The sequence below is a fragment of the Amycolatopsis sp. NPDC050768 genome (assembly GCF_040654155.1).
Taxonomy (GTDB): Bacteria; Actinomycetota; Actinomycetes; order Mycobacteriales; family Pseudonocardiaceae; genus Amycolatopsis.
Genome location: NZ_JBFAHL010000009.1, coordinates 168,256 through 193,634 on the forward strand (window position 1 = coordinate 168,256; position 25,379 = coordinate 193,634).

Here is a 25,379-nt window from a genome sequence, read left to right on the forward strand (position 1 = left end):
CAAGTCACAAGCTCACGGCAAGCTTTCCTTGGCTCCTCATAACCAGGACATTAATCATCCCGATTAACCATGTCAAGAAGGGCGCGCGAGCCGGACGAACCGGCCCGCGCGCCCGAGAACTCTCAGCCCACCAACGCAGACGGGTGCTGCGCCAACGGCGTCACACTGACACTCATGTACTTGAACAACGGCAGGTTCCACAGCAGGTCGTGCAGCTCGCCGTTGTCCGAGACGTCGAACACACTCAGGTTCGAGTACTCACCCACGACCCGCCACAGGTGGACCCACTTCCCCTCCCGCTGCAGCTTCTGGCTGTACGCCTTCTCCGTCGCCAGCAGCTCGTCCCGGAACCCGGGGTCGAGGTCCAGCGGCAACGAGACGTCCATCCGCACCGCGAACAACATGCCGGCCTCAGGCGGGGTCGAGCACGAAGTCGTACCGGACCTCTTCGCCGGCGCCCGACGAAGCCGCGGTCGGCGCGAGGATCAGCGCGTCCTTCACCGCCGTGGCGATGTCGTCGCCGACGTGCTCACCACCGTCGAAGTAGAGCTGCGTCGTGATCACCTGGTGCCCCGGCGCGTAAACCTTGATGTGCAGGTGCGCCGGACGCCACGCGTGCCAGCCGGCCGCGGCGATCAACGCGCCCGTCGCGCCGTCGGTCGGGATCTGGTACGGCGCCGGGTGGATCGTGTGGATCGAGAAATTGCCCTCGGCGTCCGTGGTGAAGCGGCCGCGCAGGTTCCACTCCGGGATGCCGGGCGCGAACTGCGAGTACAGACCGTCGTCGTCGGCCTGCCAGAAGTCCACCACCGCACCCGCGAGCGGTTCGCCCGCCACCGAGCGCGCCTGGCCGAAGAAGCGCAGCGGCTGCCCGCCCTCGCCTTCGCGCATCGGCAGGGTGCCTTCCGCGCCGAACTCCGGCGCACCCTCCACGTAGTACGGACCTTCGATGCTCCCGGCGGTCCCCTCGCGGCTGGCGTTCGCGACCTTCTCCACCTCGTGCTCGATGAACACGTCGAGGAACAGCGGCCACTCACCGTCTTCGCCGACCCGGATCAGCCACGCCTTGAAGGCGTTGTACTCGTCGTAGGTCAGCTGGTGCTTGCGGACGACCTCGTGCAGCGCGGCCAGCGCGTCCGTCGCGATCGCGTCCACGCGGGCCGCGTCCGCCGCGGCGGAACCCTTGGCCCGCTCCTGGAAACGCTCGGTCGCCGACGCACCCGAAGCTGCGGCTGTGGGCGAAACGACTTCAGTCATGGCAAATACCTCTCTTCGTGGTGGGAATCAGTCCTGGCGGTAGCGCGCGAGCTTGCCGTCGTCGAGCTGGATGCCGAGGCCGTGGCCTTGCGGCACGCGCAGCTCGCCGTGCTCGATGCGCAGGGGTTCGGCGAGCAGGTCGTCGGTCATGTCGAGGAAGTTCGACAGCTCACCGGCCCGCCGCGAGGTGAGCTCGAACGCGGCCCCGAACGTCGCCGCGCACAGCGAGCCGATCTGCCCGTCGATCTGGTTGCCGAGCACGACCTCGACGCCGAGCCCGGCACACAGGTTGAGAACCCGCTGCGAGTACGTGAAGCCGGTGCGGGCCGTTTTGATGCTGACGCCGTGCGCCGCGCCGGCCAGCAGCTCGCGCGTGACTTCGCCGGGCCGCGTCGCGCTTTCGTCTGCGTAGAGCGGGATCCGGCTCTGCGTGGCGAGCCACCGGCGACCGAGCACGTCGTCGGCCGGGCACAGCTCCTCGGCGAACAGCAGGCCGACGTCCTCGAGCGCCCGCAACGCGGCGGCCGACTCCGAGGCCGTCCAGCCGCGGTTGCCGTCGATGTAGAGCTCGACGTCGTCGCCGAGCGCGGCCCGCAGCGCGCGGCAGACGTCCACGTCGAGACGGATCGGCTTGCGGCCCACCTTCACCTTGAACGTGGTGATGCCGTAGAGGTCGCGCACGCGCTCGGCCTCGTCCACCATCTCGCCCGGCTGCGCGAACCCGACCATGTGGCACACGCGCATGCGGTCGGTGTAGCCGCCGAGCAGCTCGGTCACGGACACGCCGAGGCTCTGCCCGATGAGATCCCACAGCGCCATGTCGATCGCGCTCTTCGCGGCCGGGTTCCCCACCGTGCGGTCGAGTTTGGCGTGCACGGCCTCGCGGGCCAGCGGCGACATCCCCAGCAGCTGGGGCGCGAAAACCGAGTCGATGACGGCCTTGATCGAGCCCTGGGTCTCCCCGTAGGTGAACGGCCGGGGCGGGGCTTCGGCGGTCCCCACCAGACCCTCGTCGGTGTGCACCCGCACGAGGATGTGCGCGGCCGTGTCCACCTCGCCGCTCGCGAACCGCAGAGGTTTGCGGTACGGGATGGCGAACGGGATCGCCTCGATTTCGGTGACTTTCATCGCGGTCCTTTCACAGGGGCCGGATCAGCGCCTGATCAGCGGACTGCGCACCACGTGGGTGCCCGCGGCGCGGTCGGCGGAGTCGAAGAAGTCCTCGCGGTAGATGTCCCGGGGGAACAACCGCGCCTTCATCAGCGCCTTCATGGTGTCCGAGACCATGTCCGGGCTGCCGCAGATGTAGGCGACGTTCCCGCCCGCCCGGGGGAAGTCCTCGGCCAGCAGCGCCGGAACCCGTCCGGAACGGCCGTCCCAGTCGTCGCGCGAAAGCGCCGGCCGGTAGGTGAACCAGTCTGTGCGCGCTTCGAGCTCCTCGAAGTACTCCCGGTCGTAGAGATCGTCCTTGGTGGCCACTCCGTGGTACAGCGTGACCTGGTGTCCGCCGCCGTCCTCGTCGATGTGGCGGATCATCGACTTCAACGGCGCCAGCCCGGTGCCCGAACCGAGCAGCAGGATCGGCTGCGTCCGAAGTGGACGGAACGAGAACCGCCCGTACGGACCGGACAACGTCACGTCGTCACCGGCCTTCAGGCTGGAGAAGACCCAGCCGTCGGTGGCGACGCCGTTTTCCGAGCGCTTCACGTGCAGCTCGATCAGTGACCCGTTCGACGGCGTGCTGGCGATCGAGTACGGCCGCTGGTGCCCACCCGGCACGTCGAGCAGCACGTACTGCCCGGGGTTGAACCGCATCGGTTCCTCGAGCGCGAGCACCAGACGACGGACGTCGGGCGCGATCTCGTCGAGGCTGTCCACCCGGGCGCGGAAGTCGCGCACCGGGTGGACACCGACGCCCTCGTCCATGTCGACTTCACCCTCGAGCACCACGTCGCCGCGCGGCTGGGCCACGCAGATCAACGCGGCACCCTCGTCGCGCTCGCTTTCCAGCAACGCGTACGGCGACGCGTCGCCCAGGTCGACCTCACCGTCGAGGATCTGGGCCTTGCAGGTGCCGCACGTGCCGTGGGTGCACGCGTGCGGCAGCCAGATGCCCTCGCGCAGGCACGCGTCGAGCACGGTCTGGTCCTCCCGGCACTGAATCTCGGCGCCGATCGGTTCCACGCGGATGGTGTGCGTCGTCAAGACGAATTCTCCGTTCAGGCGGTGAACTGCAGCAGCGCCTTGTGGCCGATGCCGAGTTCGGTGAGCGGGGCTTCGGCGGAGCCGTCGAGTGGCCGGCCGTTCACCCGCCAGTCGCGCACCGCCGTCGGGTCGAAGTCCGGGTCGGACGCGGCCCAGGGGCCGACGACCGTCTCCACGAACTCGCCGAAGCCCAAGGCCTTCGGCACGCGGAAGCAGGCAGCCGAGCAGAACAGGGGGTTGCCTTCCCAGTGCACGTAGACGAGCTGGTCGTCGCCGAAGAGCTCGGCGCGGTCGGCCGACGGGAAGTCGTAGTCGTAAAGAGCTTTCACCGCCATGTCAGACTCCCTGTTCCACGTCGCCGTTGTGCCACCCGATCCACGACTTGTGGTCGGGCGAGCCCTTGTACTCGCCGTTGTCGCCTTCCTGGATCCCGTACCACTCCAGGACTTCCGGCACCGACGGGCCACCGCAGTTGCCCTGGTAGATCTGGTGCACAGGCAGCCACGCCTGCACGAACTTCTCCGGCTCGCGCTCGAAGATCCACTGGCAGCCGTCGCTGCAGGTGTGGAACTGCTCGCCACGGAACTCGCTGGAGCGGAAGGAAGTCTTCGCCGGGTCGTCCTTTTCGGTGAACACCATGGGGATCTGGCAGACCTGGCACAGCTGCGGCAGACCCTGGAAGAACATCCGGCCACCTCCGGCCTCGATGCGGTGGTGCTTCTCCCACACGGGCCGGTAGTGCTGGTCGAACGTCTCCGGGTACTGCTCGGCCAGCCACTTCATGTGCTGCTCGTTCGGTGCCTGCGTGGTGAACGAAGCGGCGAAAGAGAAGTTGTGCAGCACCTTGTAAACCTCGTGCGACAGCTTGTCCTTCTCGGCGATCGCGTCCTGCACGTGGCGCGGCGGGCGGATGCCGTAGTACTCCAGGTCCGGGAAGAGACCGCCGAGCATCTGGTCCTCGAAGTAGAGCTCGAACGCCTCCTTCCAGCTCATCACCGGCTTCGGCAGCATGTAATCCATCATCCCGGCGACCAGCGCGGACATCCGGTACGCGCGCCAGAACCACTTGTCGATCCAGTCCTGGATGATCGGCACGTTGCCCTCGTCCTGCTCCAGCAGGAACTTGATGGCCTCCAGGCCGAGCGTCATGTGCCGGCTTTCGTCGGACTGCGCCGAGAAACCGAACGACATCGTCGGCATGTCACCGTTGAAGCTCGCGCCACTCATGAACGGCACGAACAACAGGTTGGTGAGCAGGTACTCGAAGCTGAACGAGATCGAGATCAGGAACTCGAACGGCCCGGCCGTCATGGCGTCGTCGAACAGCGACTTCGGCACCGACAAGTACCACACGCGGTCGTGCATCTTGGACCAGCTGTGGAAGCCGCCGTAGTACTTGTTGTAGTTGCTGATCGTGTGGATCTGCGTCTGGCAGTGGCGCAGCTCGTCCACGCTCTGGCACAGCGCGGCGAACCGCGGCGCCGGGCCTTCGAGGTAGCGCCCGAGGTAGGCGAAGTGCCGGTGCGCGGCGTACTCCAGCGGCGTCACGCCCTGGATGAACAGCTTGATCGCGTTGAGGTAGCTGGCGTCCGCAAGGCCCAGGTGGCCCTGGCTCTGCGCGAACCCGTCGAGCACGGCGTAGAGCCGCTTGTCCTTTTCGGCCTGGTACTTGTAGTACGCGTCCACGGTCAGGCGGAACGGGTCTTCCCAGCCGTCCCAGTCGTGGACCTTGATGCCCTCGTAGTTCGTGTACGGGAACAGCTGTTCCTTCGTGACGTAGCTGGGATCCCAGTCCAGGTCACGGGTGAGCAGCGCGTAGCGCTCCTTGAGCGGCAGCTTGCGGCGCGGTGCGGTCTGAGTCATGTCCTAGTGCTCCCACTTCACGATGATCCGGTCGTCGTCCCACTCGGAGAGGTTCCCGGCGAACGAGACGATGGCCAGCTGGAACTCGCCGGTCTCCCACTCCCGCCCGAGCTCTCGCTCCACCGACTCCCGGTTGATCACGATCTGGCCCGCGGCCTGGATCTTCACCAGACCCGGCAGGTGGCGGACGGTCAGCTCCGGGTTGTCGGCCCGGATGGCGGCGACGAGGCCGCGGTTCTCTTCGGACTCCTGGATGTCGATGCCGACCTGGCGCAGGGTGTCGCTCATGCCGCACCTCCGGTGACCTGGGCCCAGCGCTGTTCGGCGGCGGCCGTGGTGCGCGCGAGCGCGGCGACCGTGCCGGCGTCGGGCAGCTGGTGGTCGACGACGCGCGCCAGCTCCGTGGCGGCCTCGTGCGCGAGGGGGTTCCACGTCGCGACGATGCGGGACAGGTGTTCCCGGTTCTCCACGCCGTGTTCGCCGTCGGCGGCCCACGCCTTGATCAGCGCGTCGAGCCACTTGCGCTGGTCCTTGAACCAGGTGTGCAGGTACTGCGTGAACAGGCTGTACGCGCCGGCGCCGCTGGTGAGCGCGATCTCGTCGAGCTCGCGGTAGAGCACCGGGTAGATCAGCGAGTCCACGAGGTCGACCGCGACCAGGCCCTCGGCCCAGTCGGGCGTGACCATGGCTTCTTCGGTGAACCGGCGCAGCGGCTGCAAGTGCTCGCTGTCCAGCCACTCGCGCTTGGCGACCTGCAGCAGGTCACCCGTGCCCGCGCCCAGCGCGATGCCGACGCGGGAGAGCATCTGCGCGTTGCCGATGCGGTCGAACGCCGCGAAGGTGCAGCACTGCTCCAGCGAGGTCCCGTACGCGAACCGTGCACCACCGACGCTCACCATCTGCGCGCCGGATTCGTAGTGGCGCAAGGGAAGGATGGCCGTGGTGAGCACCGTGCGCCACGCCGCGGGCAGCTTCGCCAGCAGCTCGCGCTCTTCGAGGTACGCCATCTGCTTGGTGAACTCGTCGTGCAGGTTCGCCCGGTTGGTGACGTACGGCGTGTAGTAGAACTGGCGCGGATCCGTGTAGCTGTAAGGATCCTTGAGCTTCAACACGGTGTAGTCCGCGTCGTAGAGCTCACGGTGCTGGTCCCACGTGGGCCGGTAGTGGAAGTTCTCGCGCGGTTCGACGTCGAGCGTCGCCTCGAGGTAGCGGCTGGCCGGCTGGTCGCCGAACCGGTCGATCACGTTCTGGTAGGTCTGCCTCTTCGGCTCGATGACCTGATACCGCAGTTCGTATTGCATCAGTCCTCTTCCAGGTCAGTGGTGGGCGGGGAGAGGGTCCAGCCTCAGCAGGCTCAGCAGCAGCGCCCGGAGCTCCTCGTCGCCGGCCAGGCGCCGCGGGACCTCGTCGGCTTCACCGGCGATCACGAGCTGCACGGTCGCTTCCCGGCCGGACATCGCGGTGCGGATGCGCGCGCTGCGGTCGGAAAAGCCCACGGTGAAAGCGAGTTCTCCGTCGTTGCTGTCGTCGACGAGGCTGAACACCGGCCCGTGCTCGCGGAGGATCGCGTTGGCTTCGCACACCAGCTGCTCGGCGAGGGAACGGATGATCACCTGCTCGTCGGTGGCCACGGCCACCGATCTCGGGGCGGCCGGTTCGGTGGCCGGCACGGGGGCTTCCTCCCCGTCCAGCAACGACTGGACAGCCAGCATGAACGGGGTCACGGCTCCTCCTTGAGTCCGGGAAAACCTCGACCAGGGAATACCTGGCATTTCACGATTGTTTCCGACGGATTCGGAAATGAGAAATACTTACAACTTCACGATCGATAGATGCGGCTTATCAATCGCGATGGCTCAGCGCGGGCCGCCGAGCAGCGAGTGGGCGCGCGAGAGCACCTTGGCGACGTGCGGCGAGAGGTCGTCCGCGCGCGTCGCGGCGGCCAGCTGGACCTCACGGGTCGTGCCCGCCAGCGGCCGGTACTGCGAGCCCGTGATCTGCAGATGGCGCACGGACGCGGGTACCAGGGCGACGCCCAGCCCACCCGCGACGAACGAGACCAAAGTGGAGGTCTCGCCGACTTCCTGCACCACGGACGGCACGAACCCGGCCTGCTGACACGCGTCGAACACGGCGTCGTAGACCACCGAACGGTGCCGCGACGGGTAGCAGATGAACGGCTCGTCGCGCAGGTCCGCGAGCCGCACAGTGTCACGGTCGGTGAGCGGGTGACTGGCGGGCAGCACCGCGATCAGCGGCTCGCGGCGCAGCACCTGCACCACCAGCCCCGGCTCGCGGACGGGCGGGCGGAGGAAACCGATGTCGAGGGTCTCCTCCACCAGCGCCGTCACCTGGTCGGGGGTGAGCATCTCGCCCTTGAGGTCCAGCTCGATGCCCGGGAAGTCGCGGCGCAGCACCCGCGCGAGCGAGGGCAGCAGCTCGTAGGTGGCCGAGCCGGTGAAGCCGATGGCCACCCGGCCGACGTCACCCCGGGCGACGCGACCGGCCTCGACGCTCGCCGCGTCCACCGAGGCCAGCACCGCGCGGGCCCGGTCGAGGTACCGCTGTCCGGCGGGCGTGAGCTGCACCTTCCGCGTGGTGCGCGTCAGCAGTTCGACGCCGAGCTCGGCCTCGAGCTGCTTGATCTGGTGCGACAGCGCGGGCTGGGCGATGTGCAGCCGGTCGGCGGCGCGGCCGAAGTGGCACTCCTCGGCGACGGCGACGAAGTACCGCAGGTGCCGCAGCTCCATCCGGACCTCACCTCCGACCGACCTCGGCTCACACCGCGAGCGACTCCACTGTTCCAGCCGGCTCGTACTCCGGCCAGGCGGCGTACGGACCGGCCTGGTTCAGCAACTCTGCCGGGTCGTCGACCGGAGGGTAGATCCACTGCTCGTTGATCGTGTGTTTGAGGTCCTTGGCGATGTGCTCGGTCATCTGCGCCTCGCGGTCCCAGCCCGACGTGACGACCGCGCCCGCCGGCCCGAGCGAGAGGCAGGTGACATACGGCGCCGGCTCGAACCGGACCAGGGCCTCGTCCAGCAGGTCCGCGGCGACGTTGTGCCCCGCGAACTTGCCCTGAGGAAGGGCGTGCTGGCAGCTCTGCATCACCACGCGGCCCTCGGCCGGCGACAACGCGGCGGCCGTGTCGCCGGCCGCGTACACGTCGGGGACACCGCGAACGCGCAGGTACTCGTCCACGTCCAGTCGGCCGAGGTGGTCCTTCTCCGCCGCGATGAACGACGTGAGCGGGCTGGCCGTCATGCCGGCCGTCCACACGACCGTCGACGTCGGGATCACCGTGCCGTCGGACAGGCGCACCTTGTCGTGGGCGAGCTCCTCCAGGCTGACGCCGAGCCGGACCTCGACGCCGAGGTCGGCCAGGGCCTTCTCGATCGCCGGCCGCGGGCCCTCGCCCAGCTCCGGCCCGACGGCGTCGAGCCGCTCCACGAGCACCACGCGGACGTCGTCGGCCAGCTCCTTCAGCCGTCCGACGAGCTCGGTCGCGATCTCCAACCCCGTGAACCCGGCGCCGACGACCACGGCGGTGAACCTGCCTGGCCCGGCTTCGCGGTCCGGCAGCCGGCGCAGGTGCGAGTCGAGCGTGGCCGCGCCGGCGAGGGTGTCGATGTCGAAGAGATGTTCGGCGCCGGGCAGCGCGGGCCGCACGACCTGGCTGCCCGAAGCGAGCACGAGGCGGTCGTAGCCCAGCGTGGCGGTGGTCCCGTCGCGACGGACCGCGGAGACCGTGCGCGCGTCGGTGTCGATGCCGACGACAGTGCCGGCGACGCGGCGCACGCCGATCGGGCCGAGCACCCGGTCGAGCGGCACGCGCATGCGGTCGGGATCCGCCTCGTAGAGCCGCGGCCGGATCACCATGTCGTCGCCGGCGTTCACCACGGTCACCTGAAGGTCCTTTTCGGACAGTCCGCGTTCCTGGCGGAGCTTCACGGCGCTCGCCGCGCTCCACACCCCGGCGAAGCCACCGCCTACGATCAGGATCCTTGACATCCGGATTCTCCTCCCACACGACACCGTGTCGACCACCGTCGGTCAGCGGCCGGTGACGTCGAACCCTACGAATCTGGATATATACTGTCAAGGTTCCGCGAGTCCGAACACCGACTGATACACGGGAACGACGAATCCATACCTTCACCGTCCGAATGTCGCCTGGCCACCCCGGTGTCCCACTGACCCGGACGTCACCCGCTCGAACCTTCCAGGAGGCTCGGCATGAAACTGACCACGATCCGCACGAGTGGCGGCACGCGCGCGGCGCGGGCCGAAGGCGACGGCACGCTCGTCGAGCTGCCGTACCCGGACGTCGGCGCGCTGCTTCTTGATCCACAATGGCCGGTCGCCGCGGCGGGCCGGGCGCACGAGGCGATGTTCTGCGACCGGGCGCCATTGTCGGCGCGCCCGGGGAAGGTGGTCCGGGTCGACTTGGGCCGGCGGTCCGTCCACGTGACCCGGCCGAAGTCGTTCGCCGGGCCGCGGGACGCGATCGTGCTGCCCCAAGAATCCGTGGCCGCCACGTGGAAGGCCGAGCCGGCGGTGGTCATCGGGCGGCTCGGCACCATCGCGGGGTTCTCGATCCTGAACGAGGTCACCGTGCCGTGGCTGTCACTCGGCCCGGCGCTGGTGACTCCCGACGAGCTGCCGGGAGGTCTGCGACCCCGGCTCGCCCTGCACAGCTTCGTCGACGGCCGGCCGGTGCAGAAGACCGACACCGCGGATCTGGACTTCGTCGCGTTGGTCCACCGAGTCTCGCAACATGTGCGGCTCGAGCCGGGTGACGTCGTCGCGGCGGGGCACGAGGAGGTTCCGCTTTTGCTGAGCGCGGGTTCCGTCCTCGAAACGGAGATCGACGAGATCGGTTTCCACGAGAACGTCCTGGAACGGGTTACGTGAGCGTCGCCGTTGCCCGGAAGGTGCCGAGCCGGTCGGCGATGCGGTGGCTGATGGCGAGGCCGGCCTCGGTGACGTTGCGGGCGGCCTCCGCGACTGCCTTGCGCGTGAACGTCTCGCTCAACCCGGCGATGGAGACGGCGCCCACCGGATTGCCTGTGAGGTCGGTGATCGCGGCGGCCACCGACGTGGTGCCGCGCTGGAACGAGTGACTGACGACGAACCCGTCGCGCCTCGCCGTCGTCAGCACGGCGGTCAGCTCGGTGAAATCGGGTGCGGGCAACCGTTCCGCTTCACAGGTCAGCGAAACGAGCCGCTCCACCACCTCCGGCTCCAGCGCGCTGAGCGCGGCCTTGCCACAGCCGGTGCGGTGCGCGGGCGCGCGAAGGCCGACGCGGTTGCGCATCGGCCGCGGCTCCCGGCCGGTGATGCGGTCGAGGTACACGACCCAGCCGTCGACGAACTGCGCGAGGTGCGTTTCCTGACAGGTGCGCAACGGCAGCCGCCGCAACAGGCCTTCCGACGCGGTGGCCAGGCCGGTGCGGTCGATCACCTGGCCGCCGAGCCCGACCAGCGCGGACCCGAGCCGGTACCCGCGCCGCGGCACCTGTTCGAGCATCCCGGCCTGGCACAGGGCCAAGCACAACGAGTGCGTGGTGCTGCGCGGAAGCTGCGTGCGTTCGGCGAGCTGCCGCACGCTGAGTGTCGGCTGAACGGGGCTGAACGCGTTGAGCACGACCATCGCCTTCGCGACGGACGCGTTCCCTTTCGACGCGACGACCATGGCGTGCCTCCGTTCGAGCCCGATGCGGAAAATACCCCCGCCCGGGCCAGATCGGCGATCCTCTGTCCGGCTGTACCGCACGCGAGAATTGCGCTTGCGGTGCGGCAAAAGGAGTCCGGTCAGGCCGGACGCTTCGGCTGTGTTCCGCCGTTGCGGCCTCTAGCGTGCCGAGGATGTCCAGCGTGTTCCGGATGTCCCCCGAGAGGAGCCCGCGCGTGCCTGGTGCGACGCCGGAAGAACGGTTGCGAGCCACCGGTCTGAGCCTGCCCGCGCTGCGGCCGGTCGCCGGCAACTACGTCGGCGCGTACCAGGAAGGCTCCCTCGTCTACCTGGCCGGGCAAGGCTCCGAAGGCTGGCTCGGTCGGGTCGGCGAAACTCTCACGGCCGAAGACGGCTACGCGGCTGCGCGTGAGTGCATGCTGCACTTGCTGGCTCAGCTGCGTCAGACGCTGGGCAGCCTCGACCGGGTGCGCGGCATCGCGAGGGTCGTCGGCAACGTCTCGTGCACCGACGATTTCACCGGCGTGGCACAGGTCCTCAACGGTGCGTCCGACCTGCTGGTCGAGGTCTTCGGCGACGCCGGGCGCCATCCCCGCTCGGTCGTCGGCGCGAAGGCGCTGCCCAAGGGCATTGCCGTCGAAGTGGACCTGATCGCTGTCGTGGAGCCCGCCGGTCGCTGACCGGCGGGCTCCACGCGGTCACGGGATGATGGCGGTGACCACGACACCGTCGGGCAGCTGTTCCACGAGGGTCGCGCCGATCCCGGACGTCGACCCGGTGACCAGCTCGGTCCGGCCGTTGAGGTCGAGCTTCACGAGCTCCTCCGATCAGGCCAGGCCGAGCTGCTGGTTGAAGGTCTGGTTGTCCCAGAACAGGAATTCCTCGTCCATCGTGCCGCGACGGTTCCAGATCCCGACGGTGGCCATGTTGATCGCGTACTTCCGGCCGGTCGGCTGGATGAAGCCGCCCTTGCCGTCGGGCATCGGGCGGGTGAAGGTGCCCTGCATCACGCCGGTGACAGCGGTGAGCTCGTTTTTGGCCACGCGCAAGGGATGTGATTGGATGCGCGTGTCGGGCGCCCAGACGAACATCGCGGCGAGGTCGGCGATGTGCTGGTCGATGCCGTCGGTGTAGTGCCCGTCAGGCCAGTGCACGCGGATGTTGCGGGCGTGGCTTTCGTCGAGGCGCTTCCAGCCGGCGTGGGAGAAGACGTCGAAGTCGAGCTCGTCGAACGTCTCCAGGTGCTTGCGCTCGTCGTGCGTCAGGTTGCGCGGATAAGGCGGATTCGGCACGGGGTGGGCGGCCGGGTCCGGCAGCAGCGGCTGCCCGGCGGCCTCGGCCACGTTGCCGCTCGCGACGGCGGTGAGGGCGAAGGCACCGAACGCGGCGGCGGCTCCGCCTTTGAGCGCGGTACGGCGATCCATGATTGCTCGCTTTCAGCTGGCAGAGGGGAGTTCGCGCCCGGTCGCCCAGGCGTGGCTGGTGGAGACGATGGCGGTGACGACGTCGAGTTCGGTCTCGTCGCGGGGCCCGTAGACGAGGACCATGCCCGGCGTGAGCCGGATCCCGGCGAGCGGGTGGGCGACGGCCCAGCCACGTTCGATCGCTTCCGCGGCAAGGGAAACCGGCAGGGCGACGTGCAGGGAACCGTCGGCGCGCGGGTGCAGGTGGGCGAACTCGCCGGCCCGCGGCACGAGGAACGCGTCGGCCGGCCCCGCCTGGCCGTCGGCGAGCATGAACCCGCGGGCGCCCGGCACGGAGATGGCCGACTGCTCGCTGTTCACCCCGGGTAGCGCGTTGACGCGGGCGAACAGCTTTTCCTGCAGCTCGGCCGGGGCGTTGCCGGTGAGCTGCTGCTGGGGGATGGTGACGCTGACGTCCGGCCGCTTTCCCGTTCGCAGTGGAAGGTCCTCGAGTCCGTCCCACCGCGTCGGCTGAGGCCCGGGCACACGGCGCCGCTCGAGGAAGTCCGCGCGCTCGGCGAGCCAGCCGCCGAGGGAGGCCAGTGCGTCGGGCGCGATGCCGTGGCCCACCGGGTCGCGCCGCGCGATGGTGGGCGCTCCGGACTCGGCCGTGAGGTAACGCCAGGTCCGGTCCTGCAGGTCGCGCGGGATGACCTGGTCGTGCTCACCGTGCGCGAGGAACACGGGCAAGCCCGCCAGCCGCGCCGGGTCAGTGGGCACACCCGCGTCGAACGGCAAAGTGCCGTAAAGGATGGCGGCGCCGGCGAAGCGGTCCGGATCGTCCAGGACCAGGCCGCCGGCGAACGCGGCCCCGCCGCTGAACCCGATCAGCAGCACGGGCCCGCGTTGCCGGTCGAGCCAGGCGCGGAACCAGTCCATCGTGATCCGTAGTGACTCCGGCGTCGGGCGGCCGATGCCGCGGTTGGCGAACCACGCGAAGCCACCGCCTTCCGCGATCGGTGCTCGCACTGCTGCGTAACGGAAACCCTTGGGCAACGCGTCGGCGAGCCCGATGATCTCGGTCTCGCGCGAGCCGCGGCCGTGCAGCAGCACGACCAACGGCCCTTCGGCACCTCGGGTTTCGACGACCGGGGTTTCGACGACCGGGATTTCGACAACCGGCTCGTTCATCGGAGTGTCCTTTTCAGACGGTCGGGCCGAGCAGCGCCCAGCCGGACTGCCAGGGCCAGTTGTTGCCGGCGTTGAGGGCGATGTTGAGGAACGCCATCTCCTCCAGCGCGCGGGCCATGCGCAGGCCGCCGGCGTCGATCGGGCGGAAACCCAGCGAGGTGAGCAGCTCCGCGACGACCTTCTTGGCGTCGGTGTCGTCGCCGGCGTAGAAGGCGTCGAGCCGGTGACCGCTCTCGGTGGGCGTGCCGAGGCGGCCGGCGAAGATGGTGTTGAAGGCCTTGACCACGGCGGCGTCGGCGACCAGGCGCTGCAGCGTCTGCACGGCGGCGGTCTCTTCGATGTCGAGGTCGGTGAACGTCGCGTTGAGCGGGTTGGTGGCGTCGACCACGACCTTGCCGCGCACGGCAGGCGCGATCTCCTGGGCGACGGCGCCGACGGCGTTGCCCGGCACGGCCAGCACCACGACGTCGGCGTCGGCCACCGCGTCGAGGTTGCTCGCCGCGCCCCGCGCCCCCGTCTCGGCGGCGACCTTGGCGGCCTTCTCCGGACTGGTCGCGGTCAGGGTCACCGCGTGCCCGGCGTCGACGGCGGCCTTGCTGAGAGCCGAGCCGACGTTGCCGGCTCCGATGATGGCGATCCGCATGATTACCTGCTCCTTCAATATCTGACTGTTCAGATACTGACACGGTAACCACAAGATGCCTTCCGATGCAATAGCTGACGCGTCAACCTTCTCCGCGTACACTTGCGGCATGGACCCGATCGACGACCGCCTGATCACGACGTTCGGCAGGCTGGTCGAGGCCAGTAGCCAGTTGGAACGCCGGCTCGGGCCCGCCATGCAGGCCGAGACCGGGCTGCAGCACACGTGGTTCGAGGTGCTGATCCGGCTCGCCCGCTCCGACGGCGGGCAGCTGACGATGAGCGCACTCGCCGGCGAAGTGGCACTCACCACAGGCGGCATCACGCGGCTGATCGACCGCATCGAGGCGGCCGGCTACGTCGAGCGCCGCCCGTGCCCGACCGACCGCCGCGTCGCCTACGCCGGTATCACCGACGCGGGGCGCAAGGTGCTTGACCAGGCCGCGACGGCCCACGCGCGCAACTTGCGCGCCGCGTTCGCCGCGTTCTCCGAGACCGACCTGGACACCCTCGACGGGCTACTGGACCGCGTCCGGCACGGTTTTGAGATTGCTTGAAGGTTCAAGTCGGACGGCGTAGCGTTTTGACTGAACGTTCAACTGCCCACGCTTGGAGACGTCCGTGCGATTCCAGCTCCTCGACATCCTGCCGCACCTGCAGAACCCGGTCACCGGGCGAATCGTCAGCACGTCGGACCGGTACGCGCAGGCGTTGAACACCGCGCAGCGGGCCGAGCAGATCGGCTTCGACGCGGTGGCGCTCGGCGAGCGGCACGCGGGCCCGTTCCTGTCGGCCGGCGTGACCGTGCTGCTCGGCGCGATCGCCGCGACCACGAGCCAGGTCCGGATCCAGACCGGCGTCACCGTGCTGTCCATTTCGGACCCGGTGCGCATCGCCGAGGACTTCGCCACGATCGACCAGCTCTCCCGCGGCCGCGTCGAGATCGTGATCGGCAAGGGCAACGAGGCCCGGCAGCTGCCGATGTTCGGCGTCGAGCCCGGGCAGCAGTGGGACCAGCTGGCGGAGAAGTACGAGCTGCTGCGCCGGCTGTGGCGCGAGGAAAACGTGACGTGGGAAGGAAAGTTTCGCGGCGCGCTTGACGGGGTCACCACCCTGCCCCGCCCATTCGCCGGCGCTCCCCGCGTGTGGCACGGCTCCGCGACCACCCTGACGTCCGCCGAACTCGCCGCGAAGTGGGGCGACCCGCTGTTCAGCGCCAACGCCATCCAGCCGCGCGACAACTACAAGATCCTCATCGACCACTACCGCGCCGAGTACGACCGCCACGGCCACGACCCCCGCTACGCCTTCGTCGGCGCCGGCGCGGGCTTCCTGTACCTGGCCGATTCCACACAGGACGCGCGCGAGCACTTCGGCCCGGTGTACGAGAAGATGGTCGAGTTCTTCAACAAGCCGGGCAACCACACGCCCGGCAACGAAATGGACTTCCGCGACATCGACCACGCCATCGCCGAAGGTCCCGTGCTCGTCGGCAGCCCGCAGCAGATCATCGACAAGATCCTGTACTTCCACGCCGCCTTCGGCCACGACCTCCAGTCGTTCAGCCTGCCCACGATGCTCCCGCACGAACAGCAGCTCGAGATGCTGGAGCGCTTCGCCGCCGAGGTGATCCCCGTGGTGCGCAAGGAAGCCCCCACGACACTGTGGACAGACGCCGACCCGTACGGCGCCCGCCCCGCCTTCGCCGGCAAGCAGGTCCCGGACGCCGCCGCCCTCATCGACGGCCGCTGATTTTCCCTGTCCCGCCAGGCAGGACGCAGGTTTTGATCACCCCGATGGAGGCATCCGTTTCGGGTGGGCTTGCCGGTACCGTGAGCGCCGACCTCCCGGCCGAAAGGTGTTCAGCAGGTGTCGGACTCAGATCTCGCGGCGGGCGTCAGCTCCACCGCCCTCATGGTCGCGGCCGCGCGCGCCATCGAAACCCACCACCCGCACAGCCTGCTGCGCGACGAGTACGCCGAGCATTTCGTCCGCTCGGCCAACTCCCCCGTCGCCCTGCCCACCCGCATCGAGGACGTCTCCCTCGGCGACGCGGACCCCTTCTGGGGCCACCTGGGCCGCTTCTTCGCCGTCCGCGCCCGCACCTTCGACGACTTCCTGGCGGACTCCGCCCCGCACACCCCGCAAATCGTCATCCTCGGCGCCGGCCTGGACACCCGCGCGCTGCGCCTGGACCTGCCCCCTTCGGTGACCTGCTACGAGATCGACCGGCACGACGTCCTCACCTTCAAATCGAAGGTCCTGGGCTCCCTGGGCGCTCTTTCGCCTGTACCCCACCACCTCCTCCCGGCCGACTTGGCCGACGACTGGCCCTCTGTCCTACTGTCCGCGGGCTTCAACCCCTCCGTGCCCACCACGTGGATCGCCGAAGGCCTCCTCCTCTACCTCCCCGCGCCGGTCGAGACCTCCCTCGTCGACACCCTCAACACCCTGTCGGCCCCCGGCAGCCGCGTCGGCCTGGAAACCCTCCCCGGCCAGGACTCCCTTCGCGACCACACGCTCTTCGACACCAGCACTGCGGAAACCGGGTCGCACCTGGGCAGCCTCTTCGATCCTGACCCTCGTCCTGACACGCCCGCTGCTCTGCGCGCCGCCGGGTGGACCCTCACGACCTCGCCGGTGGACACCTTCACGAGGCGGTACGGGCGAGGCCCGGACCCGTCGATTCCGGGGCCGATCCTTCAGTCTCGCTTCACCTTCGGTGAGAAGGACGCCTGAACGCCGTCATTTCCGAGCGACGCCGGCGAGCAGCAGCGACTCATTGGGCGAAGGCAGGTGCGCGGTCCGGTCACCGTCGCTGGCGTCCTCCGGGTGCCAGAGCGGGGTCCACATAACGCCGGGCTCCAGCAACGTGAAGTCGCCAAAGAAGTCGGCGATCTCCTTGCGGCTCCGGAAGACGACGGGACTCGACGACGTGTCGTACAGGCGTTTGAGGTCCGCGAGCATCTCCGGGTAGCCGGGCGGGACGAGGGGCTGGTAGTCGCCGGTGGTGCAGACCTCGAGCGGGGGCGGGGTGTTCGTGCTCCCGGAACAGCCGGTCGCGAGGAGGGCTGCGGCCAAGGCGACGGCCGCGATTCGGATGTGCACGGCGACCTCCTCAGCCTGGTTGCTCACGCTCCGTCAAGATCGTAATCCGCTTCGAGCGGAAACGGTGGCGGGCGCGGCGGCGCGAGCGGTCCACTGGTGCTTGTGAAGGCGGCCTACGACGAAATCGCGGACTGGTACGAGGGGCAGTTCCTGCGCGAGCAGCAGTCGGATCCGCTCGGGATCTCCGCCGCGCGTCGGGAGCTGCTCGGGGCGGGCACCGGGGTGTGCCTCGAGGTCGGGTGTGGCACGGGCGTCCACGCGGGCGTGGTGCGGGAGCTGGGGTGGACGCCCATCGGGGTCGACTTGTCGGCCGGGATGCTGCGGTACGGGCGCGAGCGGATGCCGGTCGCCCGCGCGGATGCGCAGCGGTTGCCGGTGCGGGACGGCGGCGTGGACGCGGTCGTCGCCGTCATGGTGCACACCGACATGCCGGCGTATCCGGCCGTGCTGCGCGAGGTGGAGCGCGTGCTGCGGCCGGGTGGGGTGTTCGTGCACGTCGGGGTGCATCCGTGTTTCTGCGGCAGCTTCGCGGATCGCAGCGACCCGGCCGCGGCGGTGATCCGGCCGGGCTACCGGGAGCGGCACTGGACAAAGGATTCGTGGACGGACCAAGGGATCCGGGACAAGGTCGGGGCGACGCACTGGCCGTTGCCGGAGTTGCTCAACGCGTTCGTGGACGCGGGGTTCGGGCTGGAGCGGTTCAGTGAGGGTGGGGTGCCGTTGCCGATCGTGTTGTCGGTGCGGGCCGCAGCGTAAAGGGCCGACCACGCGGACCATCGGCGCCCCACCACGGTCAGCGGCCAGGGAGCCGTTCCGTGATCTCCTGCAGGAACCATTCGTTGCCGTCCGGGTCGTGGAAGGTGGCGAAGGTTCCGTAGGACGCGCGGGTGGGATGGGGGCCGTCGGCGAGATGGGTCGGGTTCGTGTGGTGGAAGACGCCGCCCTTGTCGTGGAAGGGGGTGGAGGCGGGGATGCCCGCGGCGGCGAGTTCGGTGACGGCCGCCGGGAGGTCCTTGACGATGAGGTGGAGGCCGCGGACTGAGCCGGGAGGGGCAGTGGTGACGCCGGTGCCGAAGAGGATCGACGTCGCGGAGCCGGGCGGGGTGAGGTGGACGACGCGGTAGTCGTCCGCCTGGTAGTCGACGTCCAGGCGGAAGCCCAGGGAGACGTAGAAGGCCTTGGCGCGGTCCACATCGGACACGGGCAGGACGATGAGTTCTAGTGAGAAGTCCACGATTCTCCTTACAGCGAGTGCGGGTGGAGGAGGTCGGAAAGGCCGAGGCGGGTGAGGAACTGCGTGCGGGCCTGGTCGGCGCCGGCGCTGACCGCTTCGGAGCCGTCGTCGACCGGGTCGATGTGGAGGCGGAAGGGGCGGGTGCCGTGGGGCAGTGCGAGGACGTCGGTGACGGCGGTGGCGACGGCGCCGGCATCGATGTCCGGCGGGGCCAGGTCGGAGAGCCGCGCGGCGACGTGGTCGAGGAGGCCCGGGTAGAGGTTTTCGTAGGTGGCTGCGCGGGCGGTGTCGGTGGCGGGGTGGCCGTTGGCGAACAGCGAAGTGCCTTGGGCGAAGACGCCGGGGACGACGATCGTGGTCTCGATGTCGAAGCGGGCGAGCTCGGCGGCGTAGGAGACGGCGAACGCGTCCATGGCCGCTTTGGCCGCGAAGTACGGCGCGAGGTACGGCGGGGGCCGCCCTTGGTGCTGGAGGAGCCGATCCACACCAGGAGGCCGTGGCGGCGCTCGCGGAACTGCGGCAGCACGGCACGGTTGACGCGTTGGGGGCCGGAGACGTTGGTGTCCATGACCTCCGCGATGTCGTCCGGGGTGAAGGCTTCGGCCGGGCCCATGGCGAGGTAGGCGGCGTTGTGGACGACGACGTCCAGCGGCTCGGGGATCGAGGCGACGGCGCTGTCCACTGAATCCTGTGAGCGGACGTCGAGTTCCACCGCGAACAAGGCCACCGATCGGGAGGACGCGTAGGTCGCCAGCGCGGCGGCCGCGGGGGCGTTGCGGCCGGTGAGGTCGCGGATGCCCGCGTAGACGGTGTGGCCGGCGTCGGCCAGCGCGCGCACGATCAGCGCGCCGAAGCCGGAGCCCGCGCCGGTGACGAGGACGGTCTTGCCCATGGCACTCCTTGGTCCATCGTGGGCAGCCGCCGAAAGGGCTGCCGAATGGTCGAACCATGGAGCGGAGGGAAATCATTGCGTGGTAACGAAACTTCGGCGCGATCCGTGGGTTTGGCGAGATCCGTGCACGAACGAAAACGGCCCTCCCCCACCGAAAACCCGGCGAGGGAGGGCCGCAGAAGAAGAACTCAGCCGCCGTACTTACTGGTGCACGTGGCAACAGTCGGCGAAGTGAATCCGTCGCGGAAGGCCTCCACCCGGGCGAAACCGGAGGGCACCGTCGTACCGGAAGGGTCGGAAGCGATGACGCTCTTCGGCGACAACAGCTCCGCGATGGCCTCGTCCAGGTCACCCGGCGAAAGCTCCAGCGTCGCCTTCTTGTCCGGCGTCAACGTCCCCGCCCACATGCCCGTCAGGCAGGCCGTGAGCTGGCCCGTGGAAGCAGTGTCCAAGCGCAGGCCGTAGGCCTTTTCGACCGCCAACGCGTATCGGGACGCCACCTCGGCGAACGCGGCGAAGTCGCCGAAGCCGCCGGAGGTGCCGCGCGACGGTGGGGTGCCGACGCGGCGAAGGGAGTCCAGGTCGACCGACACGGTGTCGGTCGACGGGCAGTACGCGGAGGGGCTGGTCACGCGAGCGTCCGAGCAGGACTCGGGGTCGGAGGTGAGCTTGGGGGCGCCCTTGGGGAAAGCGGCGCGCAGGCTCGACTCCAGGTCCTGCAGGTTGGCCGGGTCCACGACGTCCAGGTTGCCCTTGCCGTCGCCTGTGTCGAGGTCCTTGGACGAGAACGGCAGCTGGCTGGTGCGGCTGACGACCTCGGCGTTGTCGATGGCGGCGCAGCGCTTCGGGCCGTCGGTGAAGCCGAACTGGAAGGCGGACACGCGGTCGAACGCGCTGCCGTGCGCGCCGGCGGTGTCGAAGCTGGAGCCGGCGGAATCGCGGATGAAGAAGAGCGTCGCCATGATCTGGTTGAGGCCTGTGCCGGTCGACACCTGGAAGTGCGGCGAATTGCCTTCCGCGACCCAGCGGAAGAACGTTCCCGCGTAGCAGTCGGCCTGCTGTTCCTTCACGATCGACGGGGTGTTGGGGCTCAAGCCCAGGCGCGTCTGAACGGCGTGGCCCAGTTCGTGCGCCAGGACGGCGACCACGGACATCGGGCCGAACGAGTCGTTCAGCATGGGCAGGAGCTCGCCGCGATCCCAGGCGACCAGGTCGCCGGAGGGGCAGTAGAAAGCGTTCACGAGGCCGGCGGTGCTGGAGCCGCAGAGGTTGAGGCCTTGGCCGCGCGAGTCGTAGGAAATCAGCTGGCCGACGGGTTTGTAGTCCTTGCCGAAGCTCTCCGGCAGCTGCTCGGTCCAGTACTGCTGCACGTCGGCGACGGCGTTGGCGGCGAGCTTGTCGATCGCGCCGCCGTCGGTGTTGGCGACAGGCAGGTCGGTGTCCGCGACGCCGGCCTTCGGGCCGCTCGGACCGTCGGTGATGGCGAGGCCGGCGACCTTGGCCGGGTCCGGCCGGTCGACGCCCGCGCTGCCCTGGACGGCCGTGGTGCACCCGGCCAGCAGCACGGCGCCCGCGACCAGCGTCGCCACCCACGTGAACCGCGAAGTCATAGCTCCTCCAAGGAAAAAGAGCCGGTGCGACCGAGGGGCCGCACCGGCTCGAAGTAGATCAGGCGCCGAAGTGGACAGACTGGATGGCGTCGTCGAAGCCGATCGTGGAGAGGTCCTTCACGTCGCTGTCGACGACCGTCGACTTGCCGGTGCAGTTCGGGCCGGTCCACAGCTTGAGCGTGCCGTCGGTGGTCAGCGAGGAGGTGACGCCGGGGCGGGCCAGGTTCTGGCAGGCGTTGTCACCGGAACCGAAGGACAGGCCCTGCGAAGCGCCGTTGTCGCTGAAGAACGCGTCGTCGAACAGGATCGTGCTGGTGGCGGCCTTCGAGTCGCCCGACGGGGTCGGGGGGTTGTCCGAGGGCGGGGTCGTGGTGCCGGAGGCCGAACCGTCGAGCACCTTGCCACCGGTCGGGCTCATGCCGAACCACGTGCCGCCGACGCCCTCACCGTTGGTGTCGCCCGGGTTCTTGTCGCCGGAGAACGTGTAGGCGGGCCAGTTGCCGACCGTCAGCTGCAGCGAGCCGTCGTCGCGCTTCACGACGCCGATCGCGGACTTCTTGATGCCGGCGATGAAAACCTTGGTGCCCTTGGTGACCTTGACCGGCGGCCACTTCTTCTCGCAGTCGGCGTTGCAAGTGGACTTCGGCGGCTTCGGGGAGTCGTTGTCGAAGCGGTAGATCGTCATCCCGGCGCCGTTGATCACGACCGGGTTCAGGTTGCCCGCCTTGCCGGCTCGCAGCGACACCCACTTGGTGCGCACGTCCGCGGGCGCGCCGGCCGGTGCGAGGTCGCCGGTGTCACGAGCGGCGTTGTTGCTGCGGGCGGTGCCGCTCAGCAGGTCGAGACCACCGGCGTTGCCGGCGTCCACCGCGGCGCCGGCCGGGGCCGCGCTCGGGGTGCCGTCCGTCTGGCCGCCGCAGGCCGACAGCAGGGCCGCGCCCGCCGTCACGAAGGCAGCGAAAAACAGGGCGTGCTTGCGGAACATGGGGGAACTCCAGGGGGTTCGACCGGGGCTCCTGGACCGTCCGGAGCCGCTCTTGCCCGTGACACGGGGCTGGGGTCGAGTTCGGTTCACGTGAGTTCGAAAGTTTTTTGAGGAATCGGGAACTCGCAGGTCACGCGGGATTCCCGGTCGCACGCCCCGGCCCGGTTGCGGTAAGCATGGGCCATGACCAAGGTCCGGTTCGGCTTGCTCGGCCCCGTGGAGGCGCACGTCGCCGGCGAGCCCGTCGACCTCGGGCACGCGCGGCAGCGCTGGGTGCTGGCCGCGCTGCTCGCCGACGCCAACCGGCCGGTGTCCACGGAACGGCTCGTCGAGCGCGTGTGGGCGGACGAGCCGCCGTACCGCGCGCACCGGCTGCTCGCCAGCTACCTCTCCCGGTTGCGCCGCACGCTCGCCGCGGCCGAGGGCGTCGAGATCAAGCACGGCCCGAGCGGCTACGTGCTCACCACACCACCCGGGAGCGTCGACGTGCTGCGGTTCCGTGCGCTCGTCGCGCAGGCGCGCGCGCAACGGCGGCCGGAGCTGTTCGACGAGGCCCTCGCTCTGTGGCGCGATGACGCCTTCGCCGGTCTCGACACCCCGTGGGCCGACGCGGTGCGCGACAAGCTCGCCGCCGAACGCCTGTCCGCGCAGCTCGATCGCACGGACCTCGCGCTGCAGCTCGGCGAGCACAACGCCGTGCTCGCCGACGCGGCCCAGCGCGCCGCGGCTTTCCCGCTCGACGAGCGGATCGCCGGCCAGCTGATGCTCGCCCGCTACCGCGCCGGGCGGCAGGCGGGCGCGCTCGAGGAGTTCGACCGGATCCGCCACCGCCTCGCCGACGAGTTCGGCGCCGACCCCGGACCCGCGCTGCGCGAGCTGCACCAGCGCATCCTCACCACCGACCCGGAGCTCAGCCCGCCGCGCGAGACGCCCGTGCCGCGTCAGCTGCCCGCGCCGCCGCGGTGGTTCGTCGGGCGCGACGCGGAGCTGGCCGAGCTCGACGCCGCGATGGCCGGCGGCTCGGGCACGGTCGCGATCTCCGCGATCGGCGGCGCCGGCGGGATCGGCAAGACGTCGCTCGCACTGCGGTGGGCGCACCGGAATGTCGCGCGGTTCCCCGACGGCCAGCTGTACGTGAACCTGCGCGGCTTCGACCCGGCCGGTTCACCGCTGCGGCCCGAAGCCGTGGTGCGCCACTTCCTCGACGCGTTCGGCGTCGCGCCCGCGGCCGTGCCCGCCGAACCCGAAGGCGGTTTCGCGCTGTACCGCAGCCTTGTCGCGGGCCGGCGCCTGCTCGTGGTGCTCGACAACGCGCGCGACGCGGCGCAGGTCGAACCGCTGCTGCCAGGCAGTGAGACGTGCACCGTGATGATCACCAGCCGGCACCGACTCGGCGGCCTCGGCGTACGCGGCGCGCAGCTGCTCGACCTGGGCGAGCTGGCCGAACGCGAGGCGCGCGAGCTGCTCACTCGTCACCTCGGCGACCAGCGCGTGGCCGCGGAGCCCGCGGCTGTCAACGACCTCGTGCGCTGGTGCGGCGGCCTGCCGCTGGCGATCAGCGTCGTCGCGAGCCGGGCCGGCGCGAACCCGCGCTTCCGCCTGGAGGTGCTGGCGCGCGAGCTCGCGGACGCGTCGGCGCGGCTCGACGCGCTGGACGCCGGCGACCTGGCCACGAACGTCCGCGCGGTGTTCTCGTGGTCCTACGAAGCCCTCGACGCGGGAGCCCAGCGCGTGTTCCGGCTGCTCGGCGCCGTGCCGGGACCGGACGTGAGCCTCGCGGGCGCGGGTGCGCTGGCCGGTCTCGAGCGGCCCCGGGCGTTGCTGCGCCGCCTCGTCGACGCGCACCTGCTGCAGGAGCACCTGCCCGGCCGCTACCGGATGCACGACCTGCTGCGGCTGTACGCGGACGAGCTCGTCACCCCGCCGCAACGCGCCGAAGCACTGCGGCGCTTCACCGACTACCTGCTGCACACGGCCGGCGTCGCGAACCGGTTGCTGCGGCCGGAACGCCAGTCGATCGACCTCCCGGCGGCGAGCGCGCCCCCGCTGGCCGACCGCCGGGCCGCAACACGCTGGTTCCACGACGAACAGCACAGCCTCCGCGCGACGCTGGATTCCGCGGTGCGGCGTGGCGCGCACGAGGACGTGTGGCGGCTCGCGTGGAGCGTCAGCGGTTACCACGTGATCCACGGCCAGCTCGTCGAAGACCTGACAGCGTGGCAGGCCGGGCTCGCGGCCGCCCGCGCCCTCCACGACCCGGAACCGCAGGCCATCGCGGCGATGTACCTCGGCACGGCCTACACCCGCGCCGGGTCCCACGACCACGCCCTCCTGCACCTGCGCGAAGCGCTTTCCCTTGCGCAGCAAGCGGATCTCGCCGCCGACGCCGCCCGCGCCCTCGGCTGGGCGCTCGGCCAGAGCGGCGACTTCGACGGCGCCCTGCACCACACCGCCGTCGCGCTGGAGCACTACCGCGCCACCGACAACGGCCTGCGCCAGGCCGACGCGCTGAACACCCTCGGCTGGTACTGCGCACAGCTCGGGTTCCTGGCCGAAGCCCGCGAGCACTGCGAACAAGCGCTCGTGCTGTGCCGCAAGCACAACCACCACCGCGCGGAGACCGTGACGCTCGACAGCCTCGGGTACATCGCCTCGGCGATGGGCGAGCGCGAGGAGGCGCTGGCGCACTACACCGCCGCCCTCGCACTCGCCCACGACACCGAAGACGCCTACGACGAGCCCGTGATCCTCGCCAACCTCGGCGACACCCACGCCGCTCTCGGTGACCTGGCCGCCGCCCGCGACGTGTGGGCCCGGGCGCGCGAGCTGTTCCAGGCCCACGGCCGCACCGGCGACGTCGAGCGCATGGCCGCGAAGCTCGCGTCAGCCGAGCAGTGACGCGAGGTTGTCCAGCGCCGCTTGGAAAGTCGCCTCGACGTACGGGCGCACGGCGTCGGGCGCGGTGAAGGTGCCCGTGTACTCCAGGACGGCGCCACCCTCCGGCGCGGCGTGGACGACGAACGTGCCGACGTAGTCGCGGATCGGCCCGTTGTCGCCGAGCACGCGCCAGCGAAGGGTGCGCGTGTCGGCGGAGGACTCGATGAGCTCCTCGAACGTGACGGCACCGGTTTCGGTGGTCAGGCGGCGCGTGTCGATGAGACCCGGCGCCGATTCGCTGAACTCGGTGGCGGGGAACCAGGTGTGGACGTTGTGGAAGTCCGCGATCCGCTCCCACACCACGGCCGGGTCGGCGGTCATCCGCTTGCGCAGCTGCACGGTGGTCATGGCCGGTCC

Annotated in this window: 28 protein-coding genes and 1 pseudogene; 7 read left to right on the forward strand and 22 right to left on the reverse strand. The window is 69.9% G+C overall.

The window, feature by feature from the left end:
* Nucleotides 1–122: 122 nt before the first annotated feature.
* From catC to AB0H62_RS26565, 11 genes are all read right to left on the reverse strand, one after another.
* Nucleotides 123–404 carry a muconolactone Delta-isomerase gene (gene catC / locus AB0H62_RS26515; protein WP_266118206.1) on the reverse strand — a complete coding sequence of 94 codons (282 nt, stop codon included), beginning with the start codon at nt 402–404 and terminating at the stop codon, nt 123–125.
* A 7-nt stretch (nt 405–411) separates the two neighbouring features.
* Entirely contained in the window at nt 412–1,257 is an 846-nt protein-coding gene (catA, locus tag AB0H62_RS26520; RefSeq protein WP_220244467.1) for a catechol 1,2-dioxygenase, read from the reverse strand.
* Between the two features lie 27 nt (nt 1,258–1,284).
* A complete protein-coding gene (locus tag AB0H62_RS26525) occupies nt 1,285–2,385 on the reverse strand; it encodes an enolase C-terminal domain-like protein (protein WP_220244468.1) in 1,101 nt (366 codons plus the stop codon).
* A 24-nt stretch (nt 2,386–2,409) separates the two neighbouring features.
* Nucleotides 2,410–3,462 carry a 2Fe-2S iron-sulfur cluster-binding protein gene (locus AB0H62_RS26530; protein ID WP_220244469.1) on the reverse strand — a complete coding sequence of 351 codons (1,053 nt, stop codon included), beginning with the start codon at nt 3,460–3,462 and terminating at the stop codon, nt 2,410–2,412.
* Nucleotides 3,463–3,476: 14 nt separating this feature from the next.
* Nucleotides 3,477–3,797, reverse strand: a complete 321-nt coding sequence (locus AB0H62_RS26535) for a phenol hydroxylase subunit P4 (RefSeq protein WP_220244470.1) — start codon at nt 3,795–3,797, stop codon at nt 3,477–3,479.
* Between the two features lies 1 nt (nt 3,798).
* Nucleotides 3,799–5,325, reverse strand: a complete 1,527-nt coding sequence (locus AB0H62_RS26540; RefSeq protein ID WP_360588827.1) for a YHS domain-containing protein — start codon at nt 5,323–5,325, stop codon at nt 3,799–3,801.
* Between the two features lie 3 nt (nt 5,326–5,328).
* Nucleotides 5,329–5,613, reverse strand: a complete 285-nt coding sequence (locus AB0H62_RS26545) for an MmoB/DmpM family protein (RefSeq protein WP_220244472.1) — start codon at nt 5,611–5,613, stop codon at nt 5,329–5,331.
* Nucleotides 5,610–6,626 carry a phenol 2-monooxygenase gene (locus AB0H62_RS26550; RefSeq protein WP_220244473.1) on the reverse strand — a complete coding sequence of 339 codons (1,017 nt, stop codon included), beginning with the start codon at nt 6,624–6,626 and terminating at the stop codon, nt 5,610–5,612. Before AB0H62_RS26550 ends, AB0H62_RS26545 begins: the two co-directional genes overlap by 4 nt.
* 15 nt (nt 6,627–6,641) lie before the next feature.
* Entirely contained in the window at nt 6,642–7,049 is a 408-nt protein-coding gene (locus tag AB0H62_RS26555; protein WP_220244474.1) for a hypothetical protein, read from the reverse strand.
* A 132-nt stretch (nt 7,050–7,181) separates the two neighbouring features.
* A complete protein-coding gene (locus AB0H62_RS26560; protein ID WP_354874937.1) occupies nt 7,182–8,075 on the reverse strand; it encodes a LysR family transcriptional regulator in 894 nt (297 codons plus the stop codon).
* Between the two features lie 28 nt (nt 8,076–8,103).
* A complete protein-coding gene (locus AB0H62_RS26565; protein ID WP_360588830.1) occupies nt 8,104–9,336 on the reverse strand; it encodes an FAD-dependent oxidoreductase in 1,233 nt (410 codons plus the stop codon).
* 225 nt (nt 9,337–9,561) lie between these two features.
* On the opposite strand from AB0H62_RS26565, the gene AB0H62_RS26570 reads away from it, so the two are divergent.
* Entirely contained in the window at nt 9,562–10,239 is a 678-nt protein-coding gene (locus tag AB0H62_RS26570) for a fumarylacetoacetate hydrolase family protein (RefSeq protein ID WP_360588832.1), read from the forward strand.
* Here the strand turns inward: AB0H62_RS26570 and AB0H62_RS26575 are convergent.
* Nucleotides 10,232–11,020, reverse strand: a complete 789-nt coding sequence (locus AB0H62_RS26575; protein ID WP_360588835.1) for an IclR family transcriptional regulator — start codon at nt 11,018–11,020, stop codon at nt 10,232–10,234. The genes AB0H62_RS26570 and AB0H62_RS26575 overlap by 8 nt on opposite strands.
* Before the next feature lie 173 nt (nt 11,021–11,193).
* Between AB0H62_RS26575 and AB0H62_RS26580 the strand changes: the two genes are divergently transcribed.
* The gene (locus AB0H62_RS26580) at nt 11,194–11,700 is read left to right on the forward strand and encodes a RidA family protein (RefSeq protein ID WP_220244479.1); all 507 of its coding nucleotides are present in this window, start codon (nt 11,194–11,196) and stop codon (nt 11,698–11,700) included.
* Nucleotides 11,701–11,847: 147 nt separating this feature from the next.
* On the opposite strand, the gene AB0H62_RS26585 is transcribed toward AB0H62_RS26580, so the two are convergent.
* Genes AB0H62_RS26585 through AB0H62_RS26595 form a run of 3 tightly spaced genes read right to left on the reverse strand, consistent with a single transcriptional unit; the run spans nt 11,848 to nt 14,257 of the window.
* Nucleotides 11,848–12,444, reverse strand: a complete 597-nt coding sequence (locus tag AB0H62_RS26585; protein WP_360588837.1) for an ester cyclase — start codon at nt 12,442–12,444, stop codon at nt 11,848–11,850.
* Nucleotides 12,445–12,456: 12 nt separating this feature from the next.
* Nucleotides 12,457–13,614 (reverse strand): luciferase family protein, encoded by a 1,158-nt coding sequence (locus AB0H62_RS26590; RefSeq protein WP_220244481.1) that lies wholly within the window; start codon nt 13,612–13,614, stop codon nt 12,457–12,459.
* A gap of 13 nt (nt 13,615–13,627) precedes the next feature.
* On the reverse strand, nt 13,628–14,257 hold the full coding sequence (locus tag AB0H62_RS26595; protein ID WP_220244482.1) for a prephenate dehydrogenase/arogenate dehydrogenase family protein: 630 nt from the start codon (nt 14,255–14,257) through the stop codon (nt 13,628–13,630).
* Nucleotides 14,258–14,366: 109 nt separating this feature from the next.
* Here AB0H62_RS26595 and AB0H62_RS26600 point away from each other — a divergent pair, with 109 nt between their 5' ends.
* The 3 genes from AB0H62_RS26600 to AB0H62_RS26610 all read left to right on the forward strand — a co-directional run bounded on the left by AB0H62_RS26600 (nt 14,367) and on the right by AB0H62_RS26610 (nt 16,995).
* Nucleotides 14,367–14,813 carry a MarR family transcriptional regulator gene (locus AB0H62_RS26600; RefSeq protein WP_220244483.1) on the forward strand — a complete coding sequence of 149 codons (447 nt, stop codon included), beginning with the start codon at nt 14,367–14,369 and terminating at the stop codon, nt 14,811–14,813.
* A 64-nt stretch (nt 14,814–14,877) separates the two neighbouring features.
* The gene (locus tag AB0H62_RS26605; protein WP_360588840.1) at nt 14,878–16,008 is read left to right on the forward strand and encodes an LLM class flavin-dependent oxidoreductase; all 1,131 of its coding nucleotides are present in this window, start codon (nt 14,878–14,880) and stop codon (nt 16,006–16,008) included.
* A 117-nt stretch (nt 16,009–16,125) separates the two neighbouring features.
* Nucleotides 16,126–16,995, forward strand: coding sequence for an SAM-dependent methyltransferase (locus tag AB0H62_RS26610; RefSeq protein WP_360588842.1), 870 nt, complete (start codon nt 16,126–16,128; stop codon nt 16,993–16,995).
* 6 nt (nt 16,996–17,001) lie between these two features.
* On the opposite strand, the gene AB0H62_RS26615 is transcribed toward AB0H62_RS26610, so the two are convergent.
* Complete coding sequence (locus AB0H62_RS26615) at nt 17,002–17,391, reverse strand: SAM-dependent methyltransferase (protein WP_360588844.1); 390 nt, start codon at nt 17,389–17,391, stop codon at nt 17,002–17,004.
* Between the two features lie 69 nt (nt 17,392–17,460).
* On the opposite strand from AB0H62_RS26615, the gene AB0H62_RS26620 reads away from it, so the two are divergent.
* A complete protein-coding gene (locus tag AB0H62_RS26620) occupies nt 17,461–18,120 on the forward strand; it encodes a class I SAM-dependent methyltransferase (protein ID WP_360588846.1) in 660 nt (219 codons plus the stop codon).
* A 37-nt stretch (nt 18,121–18,157) separates the two neighbouring features.
* Here the strand turns inward: AB0H62_RS26620 and AB0H62_RS26625 are convergent, their stop codons facing one another.
* From AB0H62_RS26625 to AB0H62_RS26645, 5 genes and pseudogenes are all read right to left on the reverse strand, one after another.
* On the reverse strand, nt 18,158–18,598 hold the full coding sequence (locus AB0H62_RS26625; RefSeq protein WP_220244486.1) for a VOC family protein: 441 nt from the start codon (nt 18,596–18,598) through the stop codon (nt 18,158–18,160).
* A gap of 8 nt (nt 18,599–18,606) precedes the next feature.
* On the reverse strand, nt 18,607–19,083 hold the full coding sequence (locus AB0H62_RS26630; RefSeq protein ID WP_360588848.1) for a hypothetical protein: 477 nt from the start codon (nt 19,081–19,083) through the stop codon (nt 18,607–18,609).
* Nucleotides 19,084–19,100: 17 nt separating this feature from the next.
* Nucleotides 19,101–19,490, reverse strand: a pseudogene (locus tag AB0H62_RS26635) (SDR family NAD(P)-dependent oxidoreductase); the annotation flags it as partial.
* A 188-nt stretch (nt 19,491–19,678) separates the two neighbouring features.
* Complete coding sequence (locus tag AB0H62_RS26640) at nt 19,679–21,100, reverse strand: neutral zinc metallopeptidase (protein WP_360588850.1); 1,422 nt, start codon at nt 21,098–21,100, stop codon at nt 19,679–19,681.
* A gap of 58 nt (nt 21,101–21,158) precedes the next feature.
* Nucleotides 21,159–22,085 carry a hypothetical protein gene (locus tag AB0H62_RS26645; protein WP_220244489.1) on the reverse strand — a complete coding sequence of 309 codons (927 nt, stop codon included), beginning with the start codon at nt 22,083–22,085 and terminating at the stop codon, nt 21,159–21,161.
* Between the two features lie 183 nt (nt 22,086–22,268).
* On the opposite strand from AB0H62_RS26645, the gene AB0H62_RS26650 reads away from it, so the two are divergent.
* A complete protein-coding gene (locus AB0H62_RS26650) occupies nt 22,269–24,983 on the forward strand; it encodes a BTAD domain-containing putative transcriptional regulator (RefSeq protein WP_360588852.1) in 2,715 nt (904 codons plus the stop codon).
* Here AB0H62_RS26650 and AB0H62_RS26655 read toward each other — a convergent pair.
* On the reverse strand, nt 24,969–25,370 hold the full coding sequence (locus AB0H62_RS26655; RefSeq protein ID WP_360588854.1) for an SRPBCC family protein: 402 nt from the start codon (nt 25,368–25,370) through the stop codon (nt 24,969–24,971). The genes AB0H62_RS26650 and AB0H62_RS26655 overlap by 15 nt on opposite strands.
* Nucleotides 25,371–25,379: the final 9 nt, after the last annotated feature.